Source organism: Cytobacillus sp. FSL R7-0680, from assembly GCF_038009245.1.
Taxonomy (GTDB): domain Bacteria; phylum Bacillota; class Bacilli; order Bacillales; family Cytobacillaceae; genus Cytobacillus; species Cytobacillus kochii.
Genome location: NZ_JBBPAO010000001.1, coordinates 1,133,211 through 1,156,064, shown reverse-complemented (window position 1 = coordinate 1,156,064; position 22,854 = coordinate 1,133,211). Strand labels below are relative to the sequence as shown.

Sequence of the window (22,854 nt, the reverse complement as noted above, 5' to 3'; positions counted from 1 at the left end):
TGGTGATCCTGTTGTTATCTGAATTATACAAAAGTGAAATAACGACAATTGCTATAAGGTTCTTTCGCCACTATTCTTGTAAGATACATATCTATTTTGAGAATTGTGATAGGGAGAATTCAACCTTTAGTGTCCTTATTGAAGAAAAACTCCGGAAAACGAGGAACCATATTGGACAATTATTTAAAGAATCATGTAGCATTTGTACTGACTTATGTACATTAACTGAATACCCAGATGAAGAAATAAGTATGACCCCAATTAGGATAGCGGATCAAATAGTGGCATATCTTGTTATTCAAAATGGTATGAAAAATGAACAGCGATATGAAACATTAGAACTCATTGACTCTCAATTGGACTTATGTAAATCGACGATCGAAATAAAATTACAAAGTCTAGAACTAGAACGTCTTTATCATGAAACGTTAGATGAACTGCAAATCTTTTTACAAACTACAAGCGATGTATTTGTCCTAATTAACAAAGAAGACATCATTGAAACGACCAGTCAAACATTCTCATCTATTAATGAGGATAGATTAAATGTAGTAGGCTTAAATATTTCGACTTTAATGTACAGTAAAGATTGGGAAAGACTCAAAAAGGATAAAGTCATTGAAGAGGTTGAATTATTAGTGAACAAAGGAAAAGCTACGGTTTCTTTAAGAACAATCAAATCAAATGATGTAACAATCTCCTATTTAATACAAATATTAATGGATAAAGGAACTGTGAAAAAACCGATTGCTAAACAAACGCTCTATACTTTTCAACAAATTAAAGGGACTAGTCATAGTATTCAAAAAACGATTGAAAAAGCACAGAGAGTAGCTAATAGTGACTCATCTATTCTATTAAGAGGTGAAAGTGGTACGGGAAAGGAAATTTTTGCCCAAGCTATTCACCATGGAAGCAATCGAAGTAAAAGGCCATTTATTGCACTAAATTGTGCGGCCATACCGGAATCATTATTAGAAAGTGAATTATTTGGCCATGTAAAAGGTGCATTTACTGGTTCACATACCACAAGAGTTGGGCGCTTTGAGCTCGCAAATGGCGGTACGCTTTTTTTAGATGAGATTGGTGATTTGTCTCCTTCTCTTCAAGCGAAGTTATTAAGGGTTGTTCAAGAAAGAAGAATAGAAAAAGTAGGTGATAATCAATCAACCCCAGTAGATGTAAGGATCATTACTGCTACTCATCAAAACTTGGAGCAATTGGTTCAAGTAGGGAAGTTCAGAAAAGATTTATATTACCGTTTAAATGTTATACCGATTGTCATCCCACCTTTAAGAGATAGAAGGGAGGATATCCCTATATTGATTGAATATTTTATGAAAAACTTATCAAAACAAGCTGGAAAAAAACCGAAAAGAATTTCTAAAGAAGTATTGGAGATTTTATTGAATAACAATTGGAGTGGAAATATTAGAGAGTTACAAAATGTCGTTCACCACTTTGTTCAATTAGAAATCGGTGAATTAGTGACTCAAAAAAGTTTGCCAACGTATCTTAAAGATGAAATACAATCTCAAATACAATTACAATCAAATCATAAGCGTATATATAGAACACAATCCAATGAAAACAAAGAGGAAATCCTCCGACTATTAGATGAATTTGGAAGGGATACCTTAGGTAAAAAAAGAGTAGCAAAATCCTTGAATATAAGTTTACCAACCTTATACCGCAAACTGAATAAATTAAGAATTAAGTAATTTGAGAATCAAAGAGAAAAGTTGAGAAAAAATGAGAAATCAATGTATTTAACCTGTTTTTCTCAATTATCATTCTCATGTTTATATTTAAAAATCCTCTCACTTGAGAGGATTTTCACGTTTAACCTAGATACATAAAATTGCGAGATTCGTGGTTTTTTAAGTTATTATTTTATTTTTTTGAATATTGGTATAGAACTTGCAATTAGTAAAGAAAGGAGATAAAGAAATGCCTTGGAAAATAACTAAAGAAGACATTCGATTCATTTCCCTTGGGGCAAGAATATTATCTTGTGGAGGTGGTGGTAATACAAGATCAATTGAAGCTTTAATTTTGTCTGTGATGAAAGACGATGATGTGATAGAGGTGATACCCATTCATGAAGTGAAGGATGATTGGTGGGTAACTGCTATTGGAATTATGGGTTCAACAGTCCTCTTTAATGAAGATTTACCGACAGGCGAAGAAGTGGAAACAGCACTTAGTTTATATGAAAAGGAATTTAACAAAAATGTAGATGCCCTCATTTCTATTGAAATAGGCGGTGTGAATGCTTTGGCTCCCCTTTTACTTGCTCTAAAGCGGCACCTTCCTGTGATTGATGGAGATGGAATGGGAAGAGCCTTTCCAGAGCTTTATATGACTACTTTGCATTTAAATGGTATTCCACTTGCCCCTCTTTCACTAGTAACGCAAGATAATATGAAGTTCGTTCCTTCTTCATACACTTCCGATCAGGCAGTACATGAAGCGAAATCATTTGCTAATAATAATGGAGGGCATAGTCACTTAGTTGGCTATGGTGCTAGTGGAGATGAGATCAAAACTTCCATGTTGTCAGGGACACTTTATTTAGCTTATCGTTTAGGGAAAATTATTGCGTCTTATGGCGACGGAATGACCCGATTAAGACAAATAATGAACGCATTTGAAAATTCTATCTACGGAGAATTATCTTTTGTGATTAAAGGATATGTAACAGAAGTCTCTCGTTGGTTTGAAAATGAAGGGATTGTTGGAAAACTATTCATTGAAAGCTATACAAAACAACATAACCAGAAAATTGAAATCCAATTTATGAATGAATTTTTTTTCATTCATAATGGCGAAAACATTTATCGTGTGCCAGATTTAATTGTGTTTCTCCATATAGATTCACTTGAACCAATCAGTGTTGTAGACATTCAAAAGGCTCAATCAGTCATAGTTTTAGTTATACCTGCTCCTAACATATTGCATACTACAGATATGTTAACACTCATACACATGAAAGAATCCTATCAACTATTAAAGAAAGAGGAAGACCAATGAGGTTAGGAATTGATGTAGGTGGAACAAATACTGATGCAGTTATCATTGATGAATCAGACAATATAAAGGGCTGGTCAAAGCAATTGACGACAAGTAACTTGGGAGAAACCATCTATAAAACCGCAAAAGTACTATTAAATGAGGCTAATGTAAAGTCAGAATCGATAAAAGGGGTCTTCTTAGGCACTACACATGTACTAAATGAATTGTACTATCCAAAAAATTTAGCCAAGACAGCTTTGATTCGCTTAACTAAGAAACCATCGAAAATCAAACCAGGTTTATTTTGGCCAAGTCATTTAAGTAAATACATTATAAAAGAGTTTCATTTAGAAACAAGATATGATTTTACAAGGCAAATACCTCATTATGAAATCGATCATGAAAGTGTATTGAAGATAATGAAGGAAATAGAAAAAGCAAAAGTAGATGCAGTATGTATAGTAGGCGCCTTTTCTTCCTTTTATGAGGATGAAGAAAATAACTTAAAAAAAGTGATCGCCTCTCATATGCCTTCTCTTTCTGTCACTGTATCTAATGAAATAGGAAGTATAGGCTTTTTAGATCGTGAGAATGCCTCTTTGCTTAACTCAATGTTGTCATTTGTGATGAAGGATGCTTTAAGCTCCATTAATGATATCTTAAAAAACTTAGGTCTGGATTGCCCTTATTGGATAACCCAAAATGATGGATCATTGATGAAAGTAGAAGAAGCGATTAAGTTACCTATTTTCACAATCGGTTCTGGCATAACTAATAGTTTACGCGGCGCTTCCAAACTTACTGGTTTAAAGAACTTCATAGCGATTGATGTTGGAGGCAGCACAATTGATATTGGTATGGTAAGTCATGGTCATCCACAAACAGAAGAAGGGCCTGTAAAAGTATTGGATATACCAGTAAATGTTAGGCTTCCAAAAGTACATTCACTTTCAACAGGTGGAGGCAATTTGGTCAATACTCATAAAGGGAATTTATTAATTGAAGATACAATTGCAAGTGATATAACAAAAGATGGGCTTGCATGGGGAGGAGAGCAATGGACAATATCCGACTCGTTTTTAAAAATCTTTCCTCATTCATTCAAGGATAAACACATTAAATATGAAAATTTAGAAGGTATTTCAACAGAAGATTGTTTAAAAGTAGTAAATACGGTATCAAGCAGGATAAGAGAAAAAATCAGACAATTACAACCTAAAGATCAATACATCCCACTCGTTCTAGTTGGGGGTGGAAGTCCTTTACTTCTAAATAATATTTTCACTAAATTTGATAAAGCTATCCAGCCTGTAGGTTATCAAATATGTAATGCGGTAGGGGCTTGTTATGCTCCTCTAAGCTCAAGTCTAGACAAAGTTTTTTGGCTAAATGATCGCACAAAAGAAGAAATTGTAGAAAGAGAGAAAGAGAGAGTAATTAAAGAGTTAATTCATAAAGGAGCAAAACCTGAAACGATCAAAATTAATAGAGTGGAGGAATTTCCATTCGATTATTTAAAAGGTGAAATGTTTCGTTTGAAAATAATGGCATTTGGTGATTTATAATCTTATTTTAAAAAAGAGAGGGCGAAATATGAAAATTAAAGTGATTGCACCTATTATCTCAGACACATTTATGGATGAAATGAAAAAAGAATTTACTGGATTTTCCTATCCTCAAACAACCATTGATGTAACAAACCTAGATTACGGGCCTGCTTCTATAGAAAGTGAGTACGATGAAGCCTTATGTGTACCTGATTTTATCGAAAAAGTAAAACAAGCGGAAGCAGACGGGTACGACGGTGTGATTAGTAATTGTTTTGGAGATCCAGGAGTGAAGCCAGCTAGAGAGGTCGTTGATATTCCAGTGATAGGCCCTTGCGAGGCTTCTATGCTGTTTACAAGCACACTGGCAAAACGTTTCTCTGTTGTAACTGTTCTCCCCAATGTCGTTTCAATGATTAGTAACATTAGTAAAGTAACAGGTGTTTATCATAATCTTGCCTCTATTCGTTATGTAAACATCCCCGTTTTAGAAGTACATGAGAAAGAGAAGTTAAAGAGTGCCCTTTTAGACGAAATGTTAAAAGCGATTAAAGAAGACCAAGCAGAAGCACTAATTTTGGGCTGTACTGGATTTATGGGGGTAGCTAGCGAACTCCAAATGAAGCTAACTGAAAAAGGCTATGACATTCCAGTTGTAGATCCTGGCTTTGCTGCAACTAAATTATTAGAAGCAACAATAAGCATGGGAGTGAAGCAAAGTCGCATTACTTATATGAAGCCGCCAAGTAAACAAAGGGTGATGAATACGAATTGAATGGAGGGATAGGACGTTGGCAAATCATTCTACTATTGGGGACGATTATTCATTAACAAGGGTGCCTCAGGAGGCTAGACGATCACTGTGGAGTATTACGATCATTCGTGTCGGGGCATTAGCAACCATTTCACAATTTATTTTAGGAGCATCTTTAGGATACGGTATGACTTTCTGGCAGGCATTTTGGGCTACGTTTCTAGGTAGTGTGATTCTTCAAGTGGTTGGTTTCCTTTTAGGGTATGCAGGCGCGAAAGAAGGGTTATCTACAAGCCTTTTAGCTAGGTGGACAGGGTTTGGGCGCCATGGTTCGAGTATAATTGGTGCAGTTATAGCTATTTCTTGTATTGGTTGGTTTGGAGTACAAAATTCCGTGTTCGCTGAAGGAATTGTACAATCTACAAATGGAGCGATTTCTTTACCCTTAGCAGCAACATTAACAGGAATTGGCGTAACAATTTTGGTTATTTTCGGTTTTAAACTTTTAAGTATTACTGCTTCTATCACTGTACCTTTATTTCTAATAGCTGTCAGTATAGGAATTTATCAAACACTAAAAGGACAGAGTTTTTCTGATTTACTAGCAACACAGCCAGCAGGTGAGCCTTTATCAATTGGCGTTGCTGCGACGATGGTTGCGGGTGGATTTATCATAGGTGCCGTGATTACCCCGGATTTTAGTAGGTTTGCTAAGAGTGGAAAAGATGTTTTCTGGATGACTACCATCGGATTATTGGTTGGAGAGTTAGGGATTAATATGATTGCTGTCTTAATGGCTTTAGCAGCAAGAACAAATGATGTAGCTAATATTATGATGACAACAGTTGGCTGGTTAGGGGTTTTGGTTGTGGTCCTTTCCACTGTTAAAATCAATAATTTAAACTTGTACTCATCATCCCTCGGTTTTACTAATATTTTTGACTCATTATTTCGAATTCAATTAAATCGTGGAATGGTTACGTTACTTATTGGTATTATTGGGACGCTATTATCTGTATTAGGGATACTAGAACGTTTCACTGATTTTCTCGTTTTACTTGGGATACTTGTTCCACCTGTTGCGGGAATTATGGTTATTGACTATTTCATTTTAAAGACACATAGGAAAATACTAGACGAAAGTCGCCAGAAGGGCCAATTGCCTGCAAATACCGAGAAACTTGGCTGGCCTACGATTTTAGCCTGGGGATGCGGAGGATTAGCTGGTTATTTTATTACAATAGGTATACCGTCTATTAACTCGTTAGTGATTAGTGCGGTCATTTATTATGTTGCAAAAAAAATGGAGCGATTATATAAAACTGATATTCATGCAGATGTAGCGTAAATATTTAGAAACTTCAAAGGAGTGCGCGAAATGAGAAAAATAGGAAAACAAGAAATTGAGGATATGGCAATTGGTGCAGCTTTACTTGGAACGGGCGGAGGTGGAGATCCGTACATCGGGAAGCTAATGGCGCTTCAAGCAATTGAAGAATATGGAGAAGTAATATTATTAGACCCAGAGGAAGTACCAGACGATGCATTGGTTGTCCCATCATCAATGATGGGTGCACCCACTGTTATGTTAGAAAAAGCACCAAGTGGTGAGGAGGCTATTCGTGCTTTTAATCAATTAGAGGAATATTTAGGTGAAAAGATATACGGGACTTTTCCTATTGAAGCGGGTGGTGTAAATAGCATGTTACCTTTTGCATTAGCTGCAAGATTAGGAATTCCAGTAATAGATGCTGATGGGATGGGACGAGCATTTCCAGAACTCCAAATGGTAACCTTTTATTTAGACGGGATATCAGCAACTCCTGCAATAATAGCTGATGAAAAGGGAAATACGGCGCTATTGTCTACAATTGATAATGTATGGACAGAGCGGATTGCTAGATCTGCAACTATACAAATGGGTGGTTCAGTCATGTGTGCGATGTATTCAATGAAAGCTAAAGACCTTAAGAAAAGTGGGATTACAAATATTCTTAAGCTTGAAGAGGAAATTGGTAAAAGTATTAGATTAGCTAAAATAAATAATGTGAATCCTATAGAAAAAATTTTAGAAACAGTCAATGGCTTTGAGTTATTTAAAGGGAAAGTCATTGATATAGATAGGAAAACTGAATCAGGTTTTGCAAAGGGTGTCGCTACTTTTGAGGGGCTTGAACAAAATAAAGGTGAAAATTTAAAACTCCGCTTTCAAAATGAACATCTTATTGCTCAAACGAATGAAAAGGTTTTATGTATGACGCCGGATTTAATAGCTGTACTCGATTCAGAAACAGGTTTACCTATAACAACAGAAGGCATACGCTATGGATCTAGATGTGTTGTAATTGGCATCCCTTGTCATCCAAAATGGAGAACAGAAAAAGGCATAGCAACAGTAGGACCAAACTACTTTGGCTATGATATGGCATATACACCTGTAGAGGAACTTGTAAAAAAAGGAGTGACACAATGATGGCAACATATAGAATTGGAATTGATGTAGGTGGTACTCATACTGACGCGGTCTTGTTAAATGACAAGAATGAAGTCATATCAGAAACAAAAGCTTCAACTACTGAAGATGTAGCTACAGGCATATATCACGCAATGCACAAAATTGTTTCTCATGCGAATGTGCCAAAAGAAAATATAAAATATGCAATGCTAGGAACAACTCATTGCACGAATGCGATTGTTGAAAGAAAGAGACTAAATCAAGTGGCGGTAGTACGAATTGGTGCGCCAGCGACACTGGCAGTCAAACCTTTAATAGGTGTCCCAAATGACCTTAGAGAATTACTAGGTGAACATGTCTTCTTAGTGCGAGGGGGTCATGAATTTGATGGAAGAGAAATAGTTGAACTTGATGAAAATCACTTATATGAAATCGCAAATGAATTAAAGGAAAAAGTGGATTCCATAGCAATTACTTCTGTTTTCTCTCCAGTATCAAAGGCACATGAAGAAAGAGCAGCCGAGATTTTTCAAGAAGTATTGGGAGACTCTATCGCATTATCGTTATCTTCTGAGATTGGTTCTGTAGGGCTTTTAGAAAGGGAGAATGCGACCATATTAAACGCTTCAGTTATTAATGTCGCAAAGATGGCTGCAGAAGGGTTTATCGATGCATTAAAAAATGAAGGGATTCAAGCGAAAGTATTCTTTGGACAAAATGACGGAACATTGATGTCTGTAAAATACGCTATGAAATATCCTATTTTCACAGTTGCATGCGGACCTACTAATTCTTTGAGAGGAGCTTCATATTTAAGTGAATTATCGGATGCCATAGTCGTAGATGTTGGAGGAACAACATCTGATGTAGGTGTGCTAGTGCAATCATTTCCACGAGAATCTTCTCTTGCAGTTGAGATTGGTGGAGCAAGAACGAACTTCCGTATGCCGGATTTAGTTTCTATAGGCTTAGGGGGCGGAACAATTATAAAGATAGAAGACGAACACTCTTTTACAATCGGTCCTGAAAGTGTGGGATATCGATTACCAGAGAAAGGATTGGTCTTCGGTGGAGATACATTAACTACTACTGATGTTGTTGTGGCACTTGGGAAAAGTAATTTAGGAGACGTTAAAAAAGTGTCACATCTTGATAAAAATTTATTAGAAAAAATATACGTAAGAATGGTTGAGATGGTCGAAGAAGCAATAGACAGAATGAAAACAAGTGCTGATCCAGTTCCCGTTATTCTTGTTGGAGGAGGTAGTATTTTACTACCAGAAACCCTTAAAGGTGCCTCACATGTTATCCGCCCGAACCATTCAGGAGTAGCAAATGCCATCGGCTCAGCCATTGCTCAAGTGAGCGGGCAAGTGGAAAAGATATTTGTTTTAGATGAGATCGGCAGAGCTGCTGCGTTACAAAGCGCAAAAGAACAAGCAATAAAAGAAGCTGTGCAAGCTGGAGCCGAACCCAGTAGTGTAGAGATTGTAGATATTGAGGATGTCCCATTGGCCTACTTGCCAGGAAATGCAACGAGAGTAAGAGTAAAAGCGGCAGGTGACTTAAAATATCAAAGCGAGGTTGCTATCAATTAATATGCTTTTAACAGAGTGAAAGCCAAAAACCAGTCATCTGATGACTGGTTTTTGGCTTTAGAAAAAAATAGAGATGATTAAGGTACCTCAGTATCTAAAACAAATTATTAGTTGATAATCCAGAGCATTCAAAAGAATAAGGATTATGAAAGTTTAAAGAACTGGCATAAAAAAAATAAACATAGAGTTGCTATTTTTCGGTTAGATGGAGGTGAAGTCGTAGGCGAGAAATCGCAATGAAATGAAAGTATCTACTATTCTTATCATTTTTATCTAGTTTACATAATATATATTATAGGAAGTTAAATAATTATAATCATTTTTGTCTCAATATCCAAGTATACTTAAAACATTGAGACAAAATAAAATTTTATGATTCTGATCTTATTCTGCGATAAATTGCAAATCAATATGTCATCTTTAATAAATATAACAAAATGATTGATTCGCATATGATTCAAGTTTTAGTGTATTTATAAATCTATTATCCAATAAAAAAATCCAGTTAACTCAATAATTTTATTTACGTTCTTGCTCTAGCTATGTTGTATACGATTAGAATATCGTATTAGCTCTTTCTTAGCTACCTTTTCTATTTTTCCTCTAATCGTACTCTGGCTCTTGCTCCAGCATTGCCAGCTGCTGAATGCTCATAATTAAGTTTGGATGTAACAGAAAAATTGCTTTATCTATTATCATGTCTTTCTGCATGATATAAAAATAACTCCTTGATCACTAAGATTATTCACGAATTTAATTAACTGCAACATATTTCTACTTTATGAATTTTAAATAGAAAAAGTTATAAACCATGCTATGATTTATAACTTTTAGTTTACATAATAATATTATTGTCTTTGTAAAGCTTTGCTTAAAAACTGTCTTACATTTCCGTAATATTGTATCTTATTAAACGCAGGATAATCAGATTGAAACTGTACGTAGATTGGAGAATCAAGTAACCATGGATAATGCTGTAAAAATTGTTGATCTCCAAAAACCAGCGCTGTTAACCAATTATTGATTTCTCTTTCATAAATAAGATATCGTATCTTAGCATACGGTTCGGTATATTCTCCTTTGCTAATTTGAAATCGGCAGAACAATACATATTGCCCCATTTGCGGTATCCACTGTGCCTGAAGCGCGTCAGAATGATTGTTCTCATTGCCTTTTACGCTCTCAATAGAAATGCTTAAATAAGCTTGTTCATCTCCATAAGGCTGTCGAAAGTAATAATTTCTATATTCAACTGGCTTAACATTTGTAGCAGGAGCAAGAATATCAACCTTTAATTTTGTTAAATCTAATTCTTGATTCATTGAATCCTTCCCCTTCATTAAAAGATTGTTACTTCTATACATCATATGCCCATTAACTAAAGTTGTGCTAGCTAGAGATTTGTACCTCATTCTTACCATAAAGAAGAAAACTCAATGCTCCTTGAGCTGCCCTTATCATAAAAAATAGCTTATAGTTTATCTTTAAAAGAAGATAAACTATAAGCATTTTAGCAATAACCGCTTATTTGTTTCTTACATCTAAAATTTCTACGTTCACTAATTGCCATTTTTCATCTTCTCTTTTCCAAAAAGATTGCAAATAAGCTATAGTATCATTTTGGTCTATACCTGTGACCCTTTGCATTCCCTTCAAGCCCTTTTCCCCCTTTGTATTTTCAAAAGGAGTAAGCATATTGTATGAGTTAACAGTTAGTTCAAAAGGTTCGTTTAATTTTCCTTTATGATATAAACCGAGTTTTTCATATTCTTTTGCATTCTCAGCCAAATCAAAAGTTACTTCTCTATTTTCATTTTCTACTGCGATAACAGCTTCGTAATTATCCTCTAATTGCGCAGTAGAAATGACTGGATCAGGTACACCTAAGTTAATTAGTTTTCCATCTTGATAACTATAAAGATAGAATGAAGCATTTTCTCCACTATCTTCGCTGTTGATTTTCACTAGCAATTCCTTATTACCATCATCATTAAAATCAATTATTTTTAATCGTGGGTCAAACCCTGGTTCTAAATCTACTTTGACAGTTTTTTTAAGATCATCTTCTACTTCTAATGATAATTCTTTAAAAAAACCAGCTTCTTCTTCATAACGGATACCTTTAATCTTTATCGTCTCTTTTATCTCTTTTCCAGAAAGCTCTGCTTCTTGGGTAATGACTGTTTTTTGCTCTTCATTCTTGTCTACACCGGCATATACAGCGGTCATCGTGGATAAACTCATCAAGAAAAAGGCAGTTAATGCGACAAGCACTTCTTTCTTCATTATAAAGACCCTCCTAACATTATTATAAGGATGCCCTTTATTGGAAGAATAATGCAAAAAGAGACTTGAAAAATTTATTTTCTTTTTATTGGTCCATAATGATCACTCATGGCCTGATTTAGCAGTCCTAAACAACGGTCAAACTCCACTTTCATTTGCTTTCTATATAGCTCGTATTCTTGCTTCCCCTTATCCGTAAGATGATAAATAATAATTTCTTGAAAATCTACACCAGGTTCACCAAGTAACTTTTTTTCTCTTCTCACCCATCCCTCTCTCGTTAATTCATGTAATGTTTTATAGATTTCGGAATGAGTAGGATGATATCCATATGGTTTAAATTCGGTTCTAAGATCATCTAAAAACTGAGTACCATAACGCTTATTCGCTTCAATCATTTTTAGTAAATACAACTTCAAAAATGCTCTTTGTCTTACAAGAAAGCCCCTCTTTAATTCTGATTCCATTGTTCTCTCCTACCTTTGCTATGAAGAATCATGTTATTTTTTTATCATTGATTGAATATACCGTTTATTTGCTTTATAACTAAAGAATAAATAGGATAGAACAGATAGTGGAATGAATGTCCAAGCTGCCCCTCTTAACAAGGCAAAAGGTGTCTCAAAAATAAACGAAAACCAAAATGACATTCCACTTTTGTCCCATAGCCCCGGAGTTAAGTAAAGTTCACTTGGTCGAATGAAATAGGCTGGATCAATGATGCCTGTATAATAAAGAAAGACTATTAGTGGGAAGTTACCAATGGCAAGCATGAGAGAAGAATGAGCGTAACGTTTATACCTTTTTGCCTTTGAAACATTATCAGAAAAAATATCATCTGTGGCTTGATCATCGATTTTCTCAAAATATTGAATCCCTGAATATTTTGATCCAGCAATATGTCTCCAACCACTATCCTCGAACAGTGTAATATAATCCAAAAAGTCTGCTGAATGCTTGAACTTTCTGAAATCTATTTTGATTTTCTTCTCTTTTGCCTCAACTAACCGAAATTTGTAGCCGAAATAAGTGCTTTCTAATTGGTACCCTTCACTCGCCATTCTCTCTAACCATTGTTCCTCTTTATCAAAGTCAATAAAAACCTTGAATTTGCGCATCTTCTCCCCTCCACTAAATATCTGTATTAGAGAATAAGTTATCAGTAATGTGAATCATATGGCTCATCCTTTTATAATCTTGTCTTAGTACCTCAATTCCTTTCTCTGTGATCACATACGTTTTTCTACGTTTATCATCACTTTCCACAGATTGTATTAACCGTTGTTTCACTAAATTTTCTATTGCTCCGTACATCGTTCCTGCCGCTATTTTCACTTTGTTGTCACTTAATTCCTCCACTTTTTGCATCATGACATATCCATGGGAAGGTTCAATTAATGATAATAGAATGTAATAGGTTGTTTCGGTTAATGGAGAATATTTATTTATGTCCATTGAATCACCCCGACACTATATATACAGTTAAACTATATAGTTCAATTATATACAGTCTAACTGTATATTGCAATAAGTCACTTTTTATACTTTCGGCCTTTTCTTACTTAATCGCATTTTTTGTTTTTTCTTTATCTATTGAATATTTGGAACATAGTTCTGTTAGAATTATTTTCGTTAATTTTTTGTATGCTTATAACTTCGAACATTAAAAAAGCCACCTAAAAGGTGGCTAAAAGATTCATTGTTCACGTAAATTGTTTGCTATAAGCGAACAAGTCTTCTTGTGCTTGTTTATATTCCTGTTTTAGTTTATTGACATAATTAGCGGTAGTTGTCACCGCGGAAATAGCAGCAATACCTTGTCCACTTCCCCAAACATCTTTCCATGCTTTTACTCGATTTTCCCCAAAATTCATTTTGCTTGGATCACTATCTGGTAGATTATCAGGATCCAAACCAGCAGCTTTTATGGATGGTTTTAAATAGTTACCATGAACCCCAGTAAATAGATTACTATAAACAATATCATCGGATGAACCATCAACAATAGCTTGTTTATACTCTTCTGAGGCTCTAGCTTCCTCTGTAGCGATAAATGGCGAGCCGATATAGGCTAAGTCTGCTCCCATCGCTTGCGCAGCTAAAATGGCTTGTCCGTTCGCAATAGAGCCAGATAGCGCTAATGTTCCATCAAACCATTGTCTAATTTCTTGAATGAGCGCAAACGGACTTTTATCACCAGCATGGCCACCCGCTCCTGCAGCAACAGCAATTAAACCATCTGCGCCTTTTTCTATCGCTTTATGTGCAAAAGTATTATTGATTACATCATGGAGTGCAATACCACCATAACTATGAGTAGCGGAGAATACTTCCTCTCTCGCTCCTAGAGAGGTAATTATAATTGGCACTTTATATTTCACGCATAGCTCCATATCTTTTTCTAATCTTTGATTTGATTTATGTACGATTTGATTAATTGCAAAGGGTGCAGCCGGTTTATCCGGGTTTTGTGCATTATAATCAGCAAGCTCTTCTGTAATCTGCGCTAACCATTCATCTAACTGAGAAGAAGGTCTGGCATTTAATGCTGGCATTGATCCAACGATACCAGCTTTACATTGTTCAATAACTAGCTTTGGGTTACTAATAATAAAAAGTGGTGATCCAATGACCGGTAACTGTAATTGCTGAAATTGTTTTGGTAAACGAGACATTTTCTTTTCTCCCTTCAAAGAACGAATGAAAACGGTAACACTTATTTACATCTGTTTTCTATATGTCCAATTTAACCCATATTTCTGTTACCCGTCAATTAAATATCAGATATTTCTAAATTAACAATATTATTTTTCGTGAAAATAAGCTGCGATTCAATCTCGCAGCTCATTTTTTTATTTCATGATTTTTACTTTTGGATTAAGCGCTTTCTTTAATGCTTGTATATAGTTGTGAATGGCTGCACTACCCAAATCAGAAGTTGGATTTAATAATTCAAAGGCATGATAAGCGCCAGGATAAATATGAAACTCTACATCGACTCCATCTTTCGCAAGTCTCGAGACATATTCAATTGTTTCATCCCTAAATGGATCCAATTGACCCACACATGTATAGGTTGGTGGTAGGCCAGAATAATTTTTTGCTCTTGCCGGCGCAGCATACGGTGAAATCTCACCATTGATATTTTTACCTAAATACATCCTCCATGCTGCTAGATTATTGCCACGATTCCATATCGCTTTTTCATCGGTGATTTCATAGCTTGATGCAGTCGTATTACGATCATCTATCATTGGATAAAGTGGCATTTGAAAGGCTATTTTCGGACCGCTTCTATCTCGTGCTAACAATGAGAGGGCAGCTGTTAATCCTCCGCCCGCACTCTGACCAGCTACTGCGATTCTACTTCTATCAATCTTTAATTCTTCACAGCTCTCATGCATCCATAACAAGGCAGCATAGCAATCTTCTATTGCACAAGGATAGCGATGCTCTGGAGCTAACCGATAATCGACTGACACAACCACACATTCAGCTTCTTTTACAAACGCTTGACAAATAGCATCACTACCATCTGGATGACCAGTTACATACCCTCCTCCATGTATGAAAAGAACAGCTGGAAGTGCCTCTTCATTTCTATTAGAAGGTTCATAGATCTTCACTAACATTCTTTGTTTATCTCCACCTTGAATAGATAATTGATTGATTCTTACATAAGGGGATGTTTCGACTGGGACGAATGCAGCCTGCCTTGCTGCTTCTAATCCCTCTGGTAACTTAAATGGTGGGAAAACCTCACAGATTTCTCTTATTTCTTCTGCTACTCTACTGATAAAATCCATTAATAGCACTCCTTTACATACTTTTTGTGATGGAAGAATGTTGGTCAAACCCACTATACTCACTAGTAGCACAATTCTCGAGGATTTTCCCGTATTGTCCTAGCCCACCTAGATAAATTAAAAATGCTTCAGGCTTTCCTTCTACATTTGCTCCAGAATACCAAGAAGGGGTTTTACTATATAATGTTTGTCTATATACTTCTTCACAGTGGATACGCCATGTTTCTTCTTGTTGCGCATTAGCTTCTACCATTTCGATTCCCTCTGCCTCTATATAAGCAATAAAACGGTCAATCCAATCCACATGCTGTTCAATACTTGTCGGCATATTTGTTGCTACAGATGGACTTTGTGGTCCAGTAATCATAAACATATTCGGGAAGAGGTTAGTGGCAACACCTAAATAAGTTGATACATTAGCTCCATGTTCCCATTTCTCCTTAAGTGATTCTCCTCCACGTCCTTTAATATCCATCGTTAATAATGGTCCGGTCATTCCATCATAACCTGTAGCGAACACAACCATATCTAAGGGATACTCTCTGCCTGTTGTGCAAATACCCTTTTCACTGAATTGTGTTATAGGCGCAGATTTTACATCGACAAAATGGACATGTGGCAAATTAAATGATTCATAATAATTTGTATCAAGAACTAGACGTTTAGTGGCAATTGGATAAGTGGGTAACAATTTTTCTGCTAACGATTGATCCTTAACAACTTGTTTTATCTTATCTCGAACAAATTGACTAAGTGTTTCATTAGAGGTTTCATTAATTAATAAATCATTATAAGTGGCACTTATCTCAAAGCCACCTTTCTTCCATGCTGTTTCATAAATTTCCTGCCGTTTAAATTGATTTTCCTCTAAGGCAGAAATCGGTCGTGAAAAAAAGGGATAACCAGTATGAGATTGAAACATTTTCTTTCTTGTATCTAATCGATTTGCTTTATATTCATTGATTTCTTCTTCTGTGTAAGGGTGATTTTGTGCAGGAATCGCATATTGAGGAGTTCTTTGGAAGCTATATACTTCCGCTGCTGTTTCTGCAATAACCGGTAAACTTTGAATTCCACTTGAACCATTACCAATAATCCCTACTTTCTTGCCATGAAAATCTACTTCGTGATGTGGCCAAGTACCTGTGTGATAGCTTTCACCTTTATACTGACTATAACCTGGTATTTTCGGGATATTCTTCGCATGTGCTGACAGACAACCGACAGCTGTAATGAAATATTTACATATCAATTGTCGACCATCTTGTAAATACACTCTCCATTGTGTAATTTCTTCATCAAAATGAGCCGCTCTTATTTCTGTTTCTAACTCAATATCCTCTCTCAGTTGTAAGCGATCTGCTACAAAGTTTAAGTATTCGAGAATTTCTGGTTGAGTCGGATAACGAGAACGCCAAGACCATTCTTCATATAACGTTTCAGAAAAGGTAAAATTATACGTATGGCTCTCTGAGTCACACCTCGCACCAGGGTAGCGGCTCCAATACCAAGCTCCCCCTACACCAGCTCCCTTTTCAAACACTCGGACACTTAAGCCACGTTCTCGTAATCTGTAGAGCATATACATGCCAGAAAACCCAGCACCAACAATGATTGCATCATAGGAAGGGAAATCTTGATGATTGTGATTGTCCATCAATTACTCACACCTTTCTACTTAAATGATTGCGCTTACATTTTATAGGTTTTGTCGAAAATATTCTGACTATTAATAGTATTAGACCTCCTATTGTAAAATTCCTCTATCCTCAATTAAATTTTTTCTCACTAATATAGCTCAGTAAAAGGAAGCATATTAATTTTAGAGGTAACAGCATTACTTATGAAATATCTTCGGTAGTATCTAATATTTCAAATAAAAGTGATGATATGTTGAATAAATCTTTAATATAGAATTTCATCCAATAATTTTGTTTAATATAAGTAAACTCGTTACAATCAAATGCTATAATTCGCATAAAAACTTGCGTGGGGGATGATGATGCTAAAGAGGAAGTTCGGAGATCGTTCAGATTGGAAAAGAATTGATAAAAGGAAATATTCACAGGCTTTCCTCAATACCAAAAACTTTAAGGGTCACATAACTTTATTACATGCACTATCCGTTACCTCACCATTATGTGTAAGTTATGGGAGAAAGAAATTATGTATAGTGGATGATGGATATATGTGGCTTCAACAATTTCCTTTAAGAAAAAACCATACAGTAACTACGATGTTCGATTCTAAAGGGAATATCATTCAGTGGTATATAGACATATGCCTCCATTATGGAATAGACAATAATATTCCATGGATGGACGATTTATTCTTAGATATTGTTATATTACCAACCGGGGAATTATATGTTTTGGATGACGACGAACTTGAAGATGCGCTAAAAAATAATATTATTAATCAACCTCTATATGATTTAGCTTGGAAAGAAGTAAAAATCATTAAAAGTTTAGTTAGAGCTGGAAACTTTAATTTGTTAAAATTGTCGAACACCCATAAAAAAATTCTATCTAAAATTTTGAAGTAACTACGATTAAATGAACAGAAGTTCTGTCTATTTCCGTTCATTAATCATGAAGATTAGATAACTAGAAGACTTAACATTAATAAAAAAATTATTTACTTTACACAGTAATCTTCCCTGTTGACCAAGAAACGTTAGAGGGATGCCTTCAGTGTTTTTTCAATACTAAAATGATCAACTAAAAGAATGATAATGCACATTAAAAAAGTACATCACTTTTATGAGTGTGTACTTTTTTAATAATGTGTCATTAAGTTAAATACAACCTTTCAACTTTTTGAAGAAATCGTTTATGTTTGTTCCTTTGTCTCAGTCCATAAATGAATAATTGCACCATTTTCTTCTTCATCTAATATAAACGATCCGTTGGAGTAGCGATCATTGTATCTAAGTTCATTCATTGCTATGGACTCGATTGTCCCTTTTTCACTTTCAACAAATGCTGTTTCATGATTATTCGTTATAACCATACCAACAATGCGATGCGGATGTTTTTTCAATTCGCGTAACATCACTACACCTCGTTTTGCCCTTGATGTTTGTTCAAACTCTTGCAGTTTCATTTTTTTCACTGCCCCGCGTTGCGTCGCAATGACAACTGCTTCTTCTTTCTCATTACTAATCATTTTTCCAGAAACAACATAGTCATCATCTTTTAGATTGATTCCTTTTACACCCGCAGCTCTTGGGCCTACTAAGTTTACTTCTTTCTCATGAAACCTGAGACCATAACCTAAATGAGTTGTGAGAAACACATCATGCTCGCCATGTGTTAGGTGAACATCGACAACCTCATCATCACCTTTTAGGTTAAGTGCAACGAGCGCTTTTGAAAAGCGTTGAGCTTTATATGATTTTAATTCGGTTTTCTTCACCATACCGTTTTTCGTAATAAATAATAATGTTGCATTCTCTTGTTCAAAATCAGTAATAGGGATTGCGTGAATGATACATTCATCACGATCGATGGCAATGATATTGGCAATATGTTGACCCATGTCCTTCCAGCGGATGTCAGGTAATTGGTGCACAGGACAATATAAGTAGCTGCCTTTATTCGTGAATAGAAGTAGAACATCCGTTGTATTCATCTCTAGCTTTGTTAATAAACGGTCGGATTCCTTCATCGCTAAATCTTGTCCATTTGAAGCTGAATAAGAACGCTGGCTTGTCCGCTTAATATACCCATCTCTTGTGACAGTAACAATCACATCTTCATTTGCTACAAGAACTTCTAGGTTAATTTTAATTTCTTCTATTTCTGCTTCAATTACTGTTCTTCTATTGTCTTCAAATTTCTTCTTCACTTCACGAAGTTCTTTTTTAATCACTGATGCGAGTTTCTTGTCACTGGCAAGAATCGATGTGAGTTCCTCTACTTTGGCCGCTAATTCCTCTGCTTCTGCACGCAATGCAGTGATATCTGTATTCGTCAAACGATATAGTTGTAATGAGACGATCGCTTCTGCTTGAGGCTCTGTAAATTGATACTCTCTCATTAAATTCTCTTTCGCGTCACGCTTATCTTTTGAAGCACGAATCGTCGCAATGACTTCGTCTAATATAGATAATGCCTTGATTAGGCCTTCAACGATATGCTGACGTGTTTGAGCCTTTTCTAAATCGAATTGTGTTCTACGTGTGACAACCTCTTTTCGATGGTCAATGTAGGCATCTAGTAAGGGGACTAGACCCATCGTTTTCGGATGACGGTTATGAATAGCCACCATATTAAAGTTATACGGGATTTGCAGATCAGTATATTTATATAAATAATGTAAAACCCCTTGTGGGTCAGCATCCTTCTTTAATTCAACGACAATTCTTAGCCCTGTACGATCCGTTTCATCACGGACTTCAGCGATTCCTTCGATTTTACGATCGAAGCGAAATTCATCCATTTTCTTCACTAAGTTCGCTTTATTTACTTCATAAGGGATTTCAGTAATGACTATTTGCTTTCTACCACCACGAATATCCTCGAAATCTACTTTACCACGGATAATAATTTTACCTTTGCCCGTTTCATAGGCTTTCTTAATGCCTTCTACACCTTGTATGATTCCACCGGTAGGAAAATCAGGTCCTTTTATATACTGCATTAAATCATCGACAGTACTTTGTGGACGATCCATACGATGAATAACAGCATCAATAACTTCTCCAAGATGATGAGGTGGGATTTCCGTTGCATATCCGGCAGAAATCCCTGTTGATCCATTTACAAGTAAGTTGGGATAACTAGCTGGTAAAACGGTTGGTTCATTCGAAGTATCATCAAAGTTCGGAATAAAATCAACCGTTCTTTTTTCAATATCATTTAAGAGTGCAGAAGAAATAGAAGATAATCTCGCCTCTGTATACCTCATCGCAGCAGGTGGATCATTATCGATACTACCATTATTGCCGTGCATTTCAATAAGAAGCTTGCGCAACTTCCAATCTTGACTCATACGCACCATGGCATCATATACAGAGGAGTCACCATGTGGGTGAAAATTACCAATCACATTACCGACCGTTTTTGCCGATTTTCTAAAACCTTTATCATGCGTATTACCTTCAACATGCATGGCATATAAGATACGACGCTGCACGGGCTTAAGCCCGTCTCTCGCATCAGGTAATGCTCTATCTTGTATAATATATTTACTATATCTGCCAAATCGGTCACCAAGGACATCTTCTAACGGCAGATCACGAAATTGTTCTGCTTTGTTCATGAATCTAACTCCTCAAGCGTCGAAATGTTTTCATTTTCTAAAATGCTGCCATCTTCTTCTAATCCGAATGCGACATTTGTTTCAATCCATTTCCTCCGTGGTTCAACTTTATCACCCATTAAAGTGGTAATTCTACGTTCCGCTCTCGCAGCGTCATCAATTTTCACACGGATGAGCGTTCTCGTTTCTGGATCCATCGTTGTTTCCCATAATTGGTCAGCATTCATCTCACCAAGTCCTTTATAACGCTGAATAATATAGCCTTTACCAACCTTTTTAATCGTATCAGGAAGCTCTTCATCACTCCATGCATACTCTATTACTTCTTTCTTTCCAGAACCTTTACTCACTTTATACAATGGTGGTAAAGCAATATAGACTCTACCTGCTTCTAGTAACGGCTTCATATAGCGGTAGAAGAAGGTCAGTAAGAGCACTTGAATATGGGCTCCATCGGTATCAGCATCCGTCATAATAATCACTTTATCGTAATTAATATCTTCAATCGTAAAGTCACCACCGACACCCGCTCCAACAGCGTGTATAATCGTGTTTATCTCTTCATTTTTAAAGATATCTGCGAGCTTTGCCTTTTCAGTATTTATTACTTTACCTCTTAATGGCAATACTGCTTGAAACCTTCTATCGCGCCCCTGCTTTGCTGAACCACCCGCAGAGTCACCTTCTACTAAATATAATTCGTTTCTTTCTGGGTTACGTGATTGAGCAGGTGTCAATTTCCCTGACAGAACCGCTTCAGCCCGTTTCTTCTTCTTTCCGCCTCTAGCGTCTTCCCTTGCTTTACGTGCTGCTTCTCTTGCTTGAAAAGCTCTAATTGCTTTCTTAATTAATAAAGAGCTTGTATCTGGATTTTCTTCAAGGAAGTAAGAGAGATACTCTGATACAACAGCATCGACAGCTGAACGCGCTTCGCTTGTTCCGAGCTTGCCCTTTGTTTGTCCTTCAAATTGTAACAGTTCTTCGGGTACACGTACTGAGACAATCGCCGCAAAACCTTCTCGTAAATCAGTTCCTTCTAAGTTCTTATCTTTCTCTTTTAGAAGCTGAACTTTACGGGCATATTCATTGAACACCCTAGTCATCGCTGTTTTAGCTCCAGCTTCATGTGTCCCTCCATCTTTCGTACGAACATTATTGACAAAAGAAAGGACATTTTCTGAAAAACCATCATTAAATTGGAAGGCAAAATCAACTTCAATACCATTATGCTCCCCTTCAAAACTAACTACTGGATGGAGCGTATCTTTTTCTTCATTTAGGTACTGAACAAATGCTTCAATCCCATTTTCATAATGATAAATCTCTTTAAGATCATGACGTTCATCCGTTATCTCGATTTTCATCCCTTTTAAGAGAAAAGCGGATTCACGTAATCGTTCACTTAGCACTTCAAAATTATATGTAGTTGTTGAGAAAATTGTCGAATCTGGTTTAAAGTGGATCGTTGTCCCTACTTGATTCGTTTTACCAACCTTCTCAAGCGTGGTTACTGGCTTTCCGCCGTTTTCAAACCGCTGTTCATAAACAATTCCATCGCGTTTAATTTTAACGACTAACCATTGTGATAAGGCGTTAACAACTGAAGCACCTACACCATGAAGTCCACCACTTGTTTTGTATCCACCTTGGCCAAACTTTCCTCCAGCGTGCAACACAGTCAATATGACTTCGGTTGTAGGTTTGCCCATCTTGTGCATTCCGGTCGGCATTCCTCGACCTTTATCTTGAACACTAATTGAATTGTCTTTATGTATTTTGACAATGATATGATCGCCGAAACCTGCAAGTGCTTCATCTACAGCGTTATCGACTATTTCGTATACAAGATGGTGTAGCCCTCTTGCATCCGTACTTCCAATGTACATTCCGGGACGTTTTCTAACAGCTTCTAATCCCTCAAGTACTTGTATGGCATCATCATTATAGTCAAATACTTCCTGATTTTTTGCCACAAGCATTCCCCTTTCATCTCTTCAAAAACCATCTATTGTCTATCAATCCGAGTCGGCAATAGAGTTTGATTATATCATAACCGCGCCTTTATGCACCTCTCTACAATAGATATCGGTTTATTATTCCATTCTTATTCACTATATTCCTTCTTATC

Annotated in this window: 18 protein-coding genes; 8 read left to right on the top strand and 10 right to left on the bottom strand. The window is 36.2% G+C overall.

Going from position 1 to position 22,854, the window contains the following annotated elements:
- Window positions 1-11: 11 nt before the first annotated feature.
- The 7 genes from MKY26_RS05860 to MKY26_RS05830 all read left to right on the top strand — a co-directional run bounded on the left by MKY26_RS05860 (window position 12) and on the right by MKY26_RS05830 (window position 9,369).
- Entirely contained in the window at window positions 12-1,721 is a 1,710-nt protein-coding gene (locus tag MKY26_RS05860) for a sigma-54 interaction domain-containing protein (RefSeq protein ID WP_341093055.1), read from the top strand.
- A gap of 229 nt (window positions 1,722-1,950) precedes the next feature.
- Window positions 1,951-3,033 (top strand): DUF917 domain-containing protein, encoded by a 1,083-nt coding sequence (locus MKY26_RS05855; RefSeq protein ID WP_341093051.1) that lies wholly within the window; start codon window positions 1,951-1,953, stop codon window positions 3,031-3,033.
- Window positions 3,030-4,580, top strand: coding sequence for a hydantoinase/oxoprolinase N-terminal domain-containing protein (locus MKY26_RS05850; protein ID WP_341093050.1), 1,551 nt, complete (start codon window positions 3,030-3,032; stop codon window positions 4,578-4,580). The genes MKY26_RS05855 and MKY26_RS05850 overlap by 4 nt, the downstream gene beginning before the upstream one ends.
- A 28-nt stretch (window positions 4,581-4,608) precedes the next feature.
- Window positions 4,609-5,337: an aspartate/glutamate racemase family protein gene (locus MKY26_RS05845; RefSeq protein WP_095373692.1), complete on the top strand. Its 729-nt coding sequence runs from the start codon at window positions 4,609-4,611 to the stop codon at window positions 5,335-5,337.
- A gap of 16 nt (window positions 5,338-5,353) precedes the next feature.
- Complete coding sequence (locus MKY26_RS05840; protein ID WP_322909316.1) at window positions 5,354-6,664, top strand: purine-cytosine permease family protein; 1,311 nt, start codon at window positions 5,354-5,356, stop codon at window positions 6,662-6,664.
- Window positions 6,665-6,694: 30 nt separating this feature from the next.
- On the top strand, window positions 6,695-7,789 hold the full coding sequence (locus MKY26_RS05835) for a DUF917 domain-containing protein (RefSeq protein WP_307314022.1): 1,095 nt from the start codon (window positions 6,695-6,697) through the stop codon (window positions 7,787-7,789).
- Entirely contained in the window at window positions 7,789-9,369 is a 1,581-nt protein-coding gene (locus tag MKY26_RS05830; protein WP_095373693.1) for a hydantoinase/oxoprolinase N-terminal domain-containing protein, read from the top strand. Before MKY26_RS05835 ends, MKY26_RS05830 begins: the two co-directional genes overlap by 1 nt.
- Window positions 9,370-10,217: 848 nt before the next feature.
- Here MKY26_RS05830 and MKY26_RS05825 read toward each other — a convergent pair.
- The 8 genes from MKY26_RS05825 to MKY26_RS05790 all read right to left on the bottom strand — a co-directional run bounded on the left by MKY26_RS05825 (window position 10,218) and on the right by MKY26_RS05790 (window position 17,118).
- Window positions 10,218-10,691 (bottom strand): staygreen family protein, encoded by a 474-nt coding sequence (locus MKY26_RS05825; RefSeq protein ID WP_180316968.1) that lies wholly within the window; start codon window positions 10,689-10,691, stop codon window positions 10,218-10,220.
- A gap of 202 nt (window positions 10,692-10,893) precedes the next feature.
- Window positions 10,894-11,655 carry a hypothetical protein gene (locus MKY26_RS05820; protein ID WP_322909315.1) on the bottom strand — a complete coding sequence of 254 codons (762 nt, stop codon included), beginning with the start codon at window positions 11,653-11,655 and terminating at the stop codon, window positions 10,894-10,896.
- A 74-nt stretch (window positions 11,656-11,729) separates the two neighbouring features.
- Window positions 11,730-12,122, bottom strand: coding sequence for a helix-turn-helix transcriptional regulator (locus MKY26_RS05815; protein WP_095373315.1), 393 nt, complete (start codon window positions 12,120-12,122; stop codon window positions 11,730-11,732).
- 33 nt (window positions 12,123-12,155) lie between these two features.
- The gene (locus tag MKY26_RS05810) at window positions 12,156-12,773 is read right to left on the bottom strand and encodes a DUF2812 domain-containing protein (protein ID WP_095373316.1); all 618 of its coding nucleotides are present in this window, start codon (window positions 12,771-12,773) and stop codon (window positions 12,156-12,158) included.
- A 13-nt stretch (window positions 12,774-12,786) separates the two neighbouring features.
- A complete protein-coding gene (locus MKY26_RS05805) occupies window positions 12,787-13,110 on the bottom strand; it encodes a PadR family transcriptional regulator (RefSeq protein WP_095373317.1) in 324 nt (107 codons plus the stop codon).
- A 248-nt stretch (window positions 13,111-13,358) separates the two neighbouring features.
- Window positions 13,359-14,330 (bottom strand): NAD(P)H-dependent flavin oxidoreductase, encoded by a 972-nt coding sequence (locus MKY26_RS05800; RefSeq protein WP_095373318.1) that lies wholly within the window; start codon window positions 14,328-14,330, stop codon window positions 13,359-13,361.
- 177 nt (window positions 14,331-14,507) lie between these two features.
- Entirely contained in the window at window positions 14,508-15,461 is a 954-nt protein-coding gene (locus MKY26_RS05795) for an alpha/beta hydrolase (protein WP_322909314.1), read from the bottom strand.
- A 13-nt stretch (window positions 15,462-15,474) separates the two neighbouring features.
- Window positions 15,475-17,118 carry a flavin-containing monooxygenase gene (locus tag MKY26_RS05790; RefSeq protein WP_095373320.1) on the bottom strand — a complete coding sequence of 548 codons (1,644 nt, stop codon included), beginning with the start codon at window positions 17,116-17,118 and terminating at the stop codon, window positions 15,475-15,477.
- A 531-nt stretch (window positions 17,119-17,649) separates the two neighbouring features.
- Between MKY26_RS05790 and MKY26_RS05785 the strand changes: the two genes are divergently transcribed.
- Window positions 17,650-18,006 (top strand): DUF402 domain-containing protein, encoded by a 357-nt coding sequence (locus MKY26_RS05785; protein ID WP_341093010.1) that lies wholly within the window; start codon window positions 17,650-17,652, stop codon window positions 18,004-18,006.
- 287 nt (window positions 18,007-18,293) lie between these two features.
- Here the strand turns inward: MKY26_RS05785 and parC are convergent, their stop codons facing one another.
- Entirely contained in the window at window positions 18,294-20,726 is a 2,433-nt protein-coding gene (parC, locus tag MKY26_RS05780) for a DNA topoisomerase IV subunit A (protein ID WP_307314039.1), read from the bottom strand.
- Window positions 20,723-22,699, bottom strand: a complete 1,977-nt coding sequence (gene parE / locus MKY26_RS05775; protein ID WP_322909313.1) for a DNA topoisomerase IV subunit B — start codon at window positions 22,697-22,699, stop codon at window positions 20,723-20,725. Before parE ends, parC begins: the two co-directional genes overlap by 4 nt.
- Between the last annotated feature and the right edge of the window lie 155 nt (window positions 22,700-22,854).